Origin of the sequence: Brevundimonas sp. SPF441 (assembly GCF_009661015.1) — a bacterium.
Taxonomy (GTDB): Bacteria; Pseudomonadota; Alphaproteobacteria; order Caulobacterales; family Caulobacteraceae; genus Brevundimonas; species Brevundimonas vesicularis.
The window spans coordinates 116,300-123,400 of record NZ_WJWX01000006.1 but is presented as its reverse complement, the minus strand read 5'-3'; the positions used below and the strand labels follow the sequence as shown (position 1 = coordinate 123,400).

General features: G+C 66.2%; 5 protein-coding genes. 3 read left to right on the top strand and 2 right to left on the bottom strand.

Features of this window, described 5'->3' with window-relative positions; all coding sequences use genetic code 11:
• Positions 1–390: 390 nt before the first annotated feature.
• Together GGC30_RS06015 and nhaA are read right to left on the bottom strand one after the other, a co-directional pair.
• Positions 391–3,030, bottom strand: coding sequence for a TonB-dependent receptor (locus tag GGC30_RS06015; RefSeq protein ID WP_153923120.1), 2,640 nt, complete (start codon positions 3,028–3,030; stop codon positions 391–393).
• 203 nt (positions 3,031–3,233) lie between these two features.
• Positions 3,234–4,478, bottom strand: a complete 1,245-nt coding sequence (nhaA, locus tag GGC30_RS06010; RefSeq protein WP_370451898.1) for a Na+/H+ antiporter NhaA — start codon at positions 4,476–4,478, stop codon at positions 3,234–3,236.
• A 215-nt stretch (positions 4,479–4,693) separates the two neighbouring features.
• Here nhaA and GGC30_RS06005 point away from each other — a divergent pair, with 215 nt between their 5' ends.
• The 3 genes from GGC30_RS06005 (at position 4,694) to GGC30_RS05995 (ending at position 6,986) form a co-directional block, all read left to right on the top strand.
• Positions 4,694–6,106 (top strand): protein adenylyltransferase SelO, encoded by a 1,413-nt coding sequence (locus GGC30_RS06005; RefSeq protein ID WP_153923118.1) that lies wholly within the window; start codon positions 4,694–4,696, stop codon positions 6,104–6,106.
• A gap of 129 nt (positions 6,107–6,235) precedes the next feature.
• A complete protein-coding gene (locus GGC30_RS06000; protein WP_228763623.1) occupies positions 6,236–6,757 on the top strand; it encodes a DUF2975 domain-containing protein in 522 nt (173 codons plus the stop codon).
• 10 nt (positions 6,758–6,767) lie between these two features.
• Complete coding sequence (locus GGC30_RS05995; RefSeq protein ID WP_039244779.1) at positions 6,768–6,986, top strand: helix-turn-helix transcriptional regulator; 219 nt, start codon at positions 6,768–6,770, stop codon at positions 6,984–6,986.
• Positions 6,987–7,101 lie beyond the last annotated feature (115 nt).

Sequence of the window (7,101 nt, the reverse complement as noted above, 5' to 3'; positions counted from 1 at the left end):
CAACCTGGCCGCCAACGCCAACTCCACCAGCGCCAGCCACGGCGCCTGGAAGTCGGCCATGGCCCTGAACGTGAACATCCCCGTTCCGTCCAAGTCGCTGCTCGCCGGCGCCTATGAAGGCCAGCTGACCGTCAACATCCAAGCCTTCTGATCTCCAGAACGACTTGAGAAACGGCGACAGGGGGGGGTCTGCATGTCCCCCCTGTTTGCGTTTGGCGTTTCATCATCACGGAGGCGAGAAGACGCCCCGCCAAAGCTGCGGCGAATTGAGGACGCATGGCGGGCCGCCTTCGAGACCGGACAGCCACGACCCTTGACCTTCGCGCCTACGAAAAAGGGCCGGCCGGTTTCCCGGTCGGCCCTTGGTCGGTCAGCCTCGAAGGCCGGCGATCAGTATTTGACCTTCAGCGTCACGCCGTAAGTGCGCGGGGCGCCGAGGTAGGCGTTGTAGGTCGCTGTGTCGGTGGCCTGGTTGTAGAAGGTGCCGTTGGCTTGCGGCGTCGTGGTGTTGGTGAAGGCCGTCCCCTGCAGCGGCGCGGCGAAGCCGACCTGGGTGTATTCTTCTTCCAGCAGGTTCTGGCCCCAGACCTCCAGCGTCCAGCGTTCGTCGGCCGAACCGATCGAGACCCGCCCGTTGACGACGGTGAAGGCGTCCTGGTTCTTGTACGGCAGCAGGTCCGAGCCGGTGTTGTATTCGGTCGAATATTTGGCCGACAGGTTGAAGCCGCCGCGCAGGCCGCCGCCCAGTTCGCGGTCGAACGCCAGGGCGCCGGTCAGCGACCATTCCGGAGCGAAGGACGCACGCGCGCCCGGCAGCAGCGACAGCTGCGGGAAGCGACCGGGGCTGGACAGGTCGCCGGCGCCGAACTGGCCGTATTTGGCGTCGGTGTAGGTCACGCCGCCCTGGAAGCTCAGGCCCTCGACCGGGGTGAACCAGACCATGTCGGCGTCGACGCCGCGCGAGGTCAGTTCCGGGATCGATTCCACCACGAAGGCGGTGCCCAGGAAGGTGTTCAGCTGGAAGTTCTCGAACTTCTGGTCGAAGTAGGTGACGTTCAGCAGCATGGTGCGGTCGAACAGGGTCGTCTTGACGCCCGCCTCATAGCTGTCGACGGTCTCGGCCTTGAAGAACAGCGAGGCGTCCGGCGTCACGCCCGTCTGCACCCGGTCCATATTGTAGCCCGCGCCCTTGTAGCCGCGCGCATACGAGCCATAGACCATGATCGACGGATTGAAGCGGTAGGACGCCTTGATCGTGCCCGACAGGTCGGTGTCGCTGAATTTCTCCTGGAGCCGGCGACCGTCGTACTGCGGGTTGGACCAGGGCAGGCACAACAGACCGAGCGCAGCGGCCGGCGTGGCGACGTTGGCGGTGCCGGGGATCGGCGACACGGTGCGGTTGGCCGGGTTCTGATTGGCCAGGGCGCCGCCGCAGGCCGCGCCGTTGGTGCCCAGGTTGTCCTGGATGCCCAGCAGGCGCTTGCTGTCATAAGTGTAGCGCAGACCCAGGTTGATATCGAAGGCCTCGGTCACCCGGTAGGTGTTGTTGGTGAAGACAGCGACCGATTCCGAACGCTGCGAATAGTGGTCTTCATAGGCCTTGCCGACGCCGAAGGTCGGGGCGGCCGCGCTGGGCGGCACCGCGCCGATCACGCACAGCGGCTGGCCCGCGGCCGCGCCGGCGGTGCCGACCAGGAAGCCGTTCGGATTGGTGAAGCAGCCCAGGCGCGACGGGCTGGGGCCGCCCACGGCCGCCGGCAGGGACGCCGTCAGCAGCAGGGAGGCGAAGGCGTTGTAGTCCGAGCCATAGACATAGCTGTCGTCGCGGTAGACGCCTTCCTTGGTGGCGAACAGACCGACCAACCAATCCAGCTTGTCCGACGTGCCGGCCAGGCGGAACTCTTGCGTCAGGTTATCGACGCCGTAGCCGTTCGAGCCGTCGTTGGCGCGGTACAGGATGTCGGCGCCGGTGTAGTCGAGGTCCATCCCCTGCTGGAACGACCAGTCGCGCCACGAGGTCTGCGACGTCAGGGTGGCGTTGATGCTGGGGAAGTCGATGGTCGCTTCCGCCGACAGACCCATGTCCTCGATCTCTTGCGGCGTCTCGCGGTTGGAATAGGCCAGACGCGAGAAGGGCACCGTGCCGAAGCCGGCGACCGGCGGACGCTGGCCCGGGCCGTTCGGCGCGGTCAGGGCGGCGATGAAGGCCTGGGTCGGGCCGACGCGCGTCTGCACGGCGACGCAGCAGTATTCCTCACGCTTGGTGTAGTCGGCGATCAGGCGCACCGAGACGTCGTCGCTGGGCAGGATCAGCAGCTGGCCGCGCGTGGTCCAGTAGTCCTGGGTCTGGTCATCCTTGCGGGTGTTGGGGCCGTCGCCGTTGTTGACGTCGTAGAAGCCATCACGCTCGCGGTGCGCGACGAACAGGCGGCCGGCGATCTGGTCGGTCAGGCCGCCAGTGACGGAGACCGAACCGCCGATGGCGCCGAAGTTGCCGCCGGTCAGTTCGCCCGCGATCGAGGGATCGAACGAGGGGCGCTCGGTGATGATGTTGATGACGCCGGCCGAGGTGTTCTTGCCGAACAGGGTGCCCTGCGGGCCCTTCAGGACCTCGATGCGGCTCAGTTCGCCCAGGTCGCCGAAGCCGACCGAGTTGCGCGAGCGATAGACGCCGTCGATCACGACGCCGACCGAGCTTTCCAGGCCGGGGTTGTCGCCGACGGTGCCGGCGCCGCGGATGCGCACGGTGGTGGAGGCTTCCGACTGGGTCGAGGTGACGGTCATGCCGGGCGTCAGGATCTGCAGATCCTTGATGTCCTGCACGCCCGCGCCGTCCAGCAGTTCCTGCGACAGGGTCGTGACCACGATCGGCACGTCCTGCAGGCTCTGCTCACGCTTCTGGGCAGTGACGATGATGTCGTCGACGGTCGCCGGGGCTTCCTGCGCGGCGGCGACGCCGGCGAATCCCATGACAGCGGCGCCCATGACGGCGGCGGACACAGTGGTCCTGAGTTGAAGATTGCGGCGCATAGGCGTCCTCCCGGCTGAAGCCGCGACGCCATTGGCGATCGCAGCGTTTCCTGTTCCCTCGACGTCCCCTACGTGGGGGATCATTCGTTAGGGACAGGCTAAGCGCGGTTCGGGGCGACCGACAAGCGAGCGTTGTTACCCGCGACCATTTTTCGCCGTGGATTCGCCTTTGTGTGTCGAGGAAGCGACAGAAAACGCTGACGCTAGGTCAGTTTTTGCCCGTCTTTCGGCCCTAGAGGCTCCACCTCGGGCTGCAAGGCGGCCGGGTCGATCTCACGGCCGCGACCGGCGAAACCCAGCACCAGGGCCGCCGCGATCGCGGACAGGATCGAACCGCCGATGACGCCCAGCTTGACCTCGACCTGTTCGGGCGAATCGACCGCGCCGGGGAAGGCCAGGACGCCGATGAACAGGCTCATGGTGAAACCGACCCCGCACAGCAGGGAGACGCCGTAGACTTGCAGCCAGCTGGCGCCCGTCGGCCGCGCGCCGATCCTCAGCGCGGAGGCAAGCCAGGCGGCGCCAAGGACGCCGATCTGCTTGCCGAAGAACAGGCCCAGCGCGATGGCGATGACCAGGGGCGCGAACGCCTGCTCCATCGACAGGCCGGCGAAGGAGACGCCCGCCTTTGCGAAGGCGAACAGCGGCAGGACCAAAAAGGCGTTCCACGGATGCAGATCGTGCATCGCCTCCTTCAGCGGGCTCTGACCGTCTTCGGCGCGCCCCTTGATCGGCACGATCATGGCGAAGGCCACTGCGGTCAGGGAGGTGCTGAGGCCCGACAGCACCGTCAGATACCAGACCAGGGCGAACCCCAGCACCCAGAAGGGCGCAGGGATGCGGATGCGGTGCGCCGCGACCGCACCGACGGCCAGCGCGCCCAGCGCCCAGAACAGCGGCGTCCAGTTCGCGCCCTCGCTGAACAGCACGGCGATCAGGGCGATAGCCCCAAGGTCGTCGACGATGGCCAGGGTCAGCAGGAAGACCCGCAACGACGAGGGCAAGCCCTTGCCGACAAAACCGAAGATGGCCAGCGCAAAGGCGATGTCGGTCGCCAGCGGAATGGGCCAGCCCGCATGCGGCGCGCCGATGGCGCCGGACAGCAGCAGATAGACCGCCGCGGGCCCCGCCATGCCGCCAAGCGCCGCCAGCACAGGCGTCGCCAGCTTCTTCGGGTCGCTGAGTTCGCCGCGCACGATCTCGTATTTGATCTCCAGCCCCACGACGAGGAAGAAGATCGCCATAAGACCTTCCTTGATCCAGTCGGAGATCGTCTCCTCCAGCCGGATCGGGCCGATCTGCAAGACGTGGTAGCTCTTCAGCCAGGCGAAATAGTCGGCCGACCAGGGCGAGTTGGCGATCGCCACGGCGGCGATGGCGGCCAGCGCCAGGGCCGAGCCGGATGCGGCCTCGGTCTTGAGGAAATCGAGTGTCAGTTTGCGCGCCACGGCGGCCTCCAAGCGAACGGAAGTTTCGTCGTGACGCCAGGTTATCGACGGGCGTCGGACCGGATTCGTCGCTCGAGTGTCGAGCGCGCCAGCCTGGCCGCGCGGAGCGACCTGATCTCTGGGCACAAGAATACGGAACCCGGAAGAAGGTTCAACCCCAACCGTCGCCGTAAGACGACTTGCGAAATAGGCGCGGCCGCCGCACCTAGACTGCCATGCCCGTCTCCCCCGCCTACCGCCCCGAACCGCGCTTTTTTGATTTGGGCGCGGACTATGCCGATGCGGTTCAGGCCGCAGATTTTCCTCAGACGATCCTGCGGTTTCGTAACGACCGCGCGGCCGCCGAGGTCGGGCTGGAGGGGCTGAGCGAGGCGGAATGGATCGCGGCGTTCGGGCGGTTCGAGCCCCTGCCGGGACAGCCCGGTCCGATCGCCATGCGCTATCACGGACATCAATTCCGTCACTACAATCCCGATCTGGGCGACGGGCGCGGGTTCCTGGCGGCGCAGATGCGCGACGCCTCGGGTCGGCTGATGGATTTGGGAACGAAGGGCACCGGCCAGACGCCCTGGTCGCGTGGGGGCGATGGTCGGCTGACGCTGAAGGGCGGGGTGCGCGAGGTGCTGGCGGCGACGATGCTGGAGGCGCAAGGCGTCCCGACCAGCCGCGCCTTTTCGCTGATCGAGACCGGCGAGGCGCTGGAGCGCGGAGACGAGCCGTCGCCGACGCGGTCGGCCGTGCTCGTGCGACTGTCGCACAGCCATGTGCGGTTCGGGACGTTCCAGCGCGCGGCCTATCTGGGGCGCAAGGACCAGATCGAGGCGCTGATCGAACACGTGCGCAGCCTGTATCATCCGGACGTGGCTGCCGGCGATGCGCCCGGTCTGCTGCGGGCAGTTGTCGAGGTCTCGGCGAAACTGACCGCCCGCTGGATCGCTGCCGGCTTCGTGCACGGGGTTCTGAACACCGACAATCTGAACGTCACGGGCGAGAGCTTCGACTATGGCCCCTGGCGGTTCCTGCCTGAATACGATCCGGCCTTCACCGCCGCCTATTTCGACCAGACGGGCCTTTACGCCTTCGCGCGTCAGCCTGAGGCGGTGTTCTGGAACCTGACGCAACTGGCCGGCTGTCTGAAACTGGTCGCCGAGGTCGAGCCGTTGACCGATGCGCTGAACGGCTTCGGTCCCGCCTATATCCGCGAACTGCGCGCCGCGTTCTTGATGCGGTTGGGCGTCCACAGCCTGGGCGAGGCGGCGGATCAGCGGCTGGTCGATACGACCCTGGCCCTGCTTCGCGAAGGCGGCGCGGCGCTGCGGTGGGAGCCGCTGTTCTTCGACTGGTTCGGGGGCTTCGCCTCTTCGGCCCGCGCCCTGTCGGGACCGCGCGCGAAACGGTATCAGGGCGAGGCCTTCGACGCCTTCCGCTTCGCCTTGATGGAACACGAGCCCGACCGGATCGAACGGCTGGAACACCCGATGTTCGCCGCGCGCGAACCGGAGGAGATGCTGATCGACGAGGTCGAGGCCATCTGGGCCGCCATCGCGGACGCCGACGACTGGACGCCCTTCCAAGCCAAGCTGGATCGACTGGAGGCGGCGCGTCTGGCCTGGGGCTTCACGGCCTGACGCCGAACCTTACGAAAGCTTCATCTCGTTTATCGATAATGTTCTTGCCCGTTTATCGATAAATCCATATCGATAGTCACCAAGGCGGTCGCGGAGGGCGACCCGAATGGAAGGGCTTTCGAGATGAAGATGATCGGCAAATATTCCGTCGCCAGCGCCCTGCGCTGGCTGCTGGGCTTCGTCAATGTGTTCGTGATGATCGGCGCTGTCGCGACGATCCTGGTCTTCCTGTTCACCCTGATCGTGCCCAGCTTCGGCGCAGGCCTGATCGACGGGCTGAAGGGCGCGAACGCGGATCCGAGCAACACCCTGCAATGGACAGGTCGCCTGACCTTCCTCGGCGCGGCGATGGCCTGCGGCTTCACCTGGTGGATCATCAACCGGTTGCGACGCATCCTGCTGTCGGTCAATCAGGGCGACGCCTTCGAGTTCGCCAACGTCAAACGACTGCAAGGCGTGGGTCTCGGCCTGATCGGCATTCAGCTGACGGCGCTGCTGCTGGTCTTCGTCGCCCCGCAGAGCATCGGCCAGTCACCGTCCGACTACGACTTCGACCTGGGATCCTGGCTGGGCATTCTGGTGGTCTTCATCCTGGCCGAGGTGTTCCGGCAGGGGTCGGCCATGCGCGACGAACAGCTGACCACGGTCTGAGGAGCGCGCCATGATCATGATCCAACTGGACCGGCTGCTGCTCGAACGTCGGATGTCCCTGACCGAACTGTCCGACCGCGTCGGCGTCACCCTGGCCAATCTGTCGATCCTGAAGACCGGCAAGGCCCGCGCGGTGCGCTTCTCGACCCTGGACGCCCTGTGCCGCGAACTGGATTGCCAGCCCGGCGACCTGATCGTCCAGACGCCGGGGCCGCAGCCCGAAGACTGAAATCGCGCGTCGCAAAGCCTTGTGGGGCATTGGGAATCGGCCCAATGCCCCCGGCCCGTAACAGAAAGTCATCAGCTGATGTCATCAGTTGATGTCATCGCATGATGACAACGCT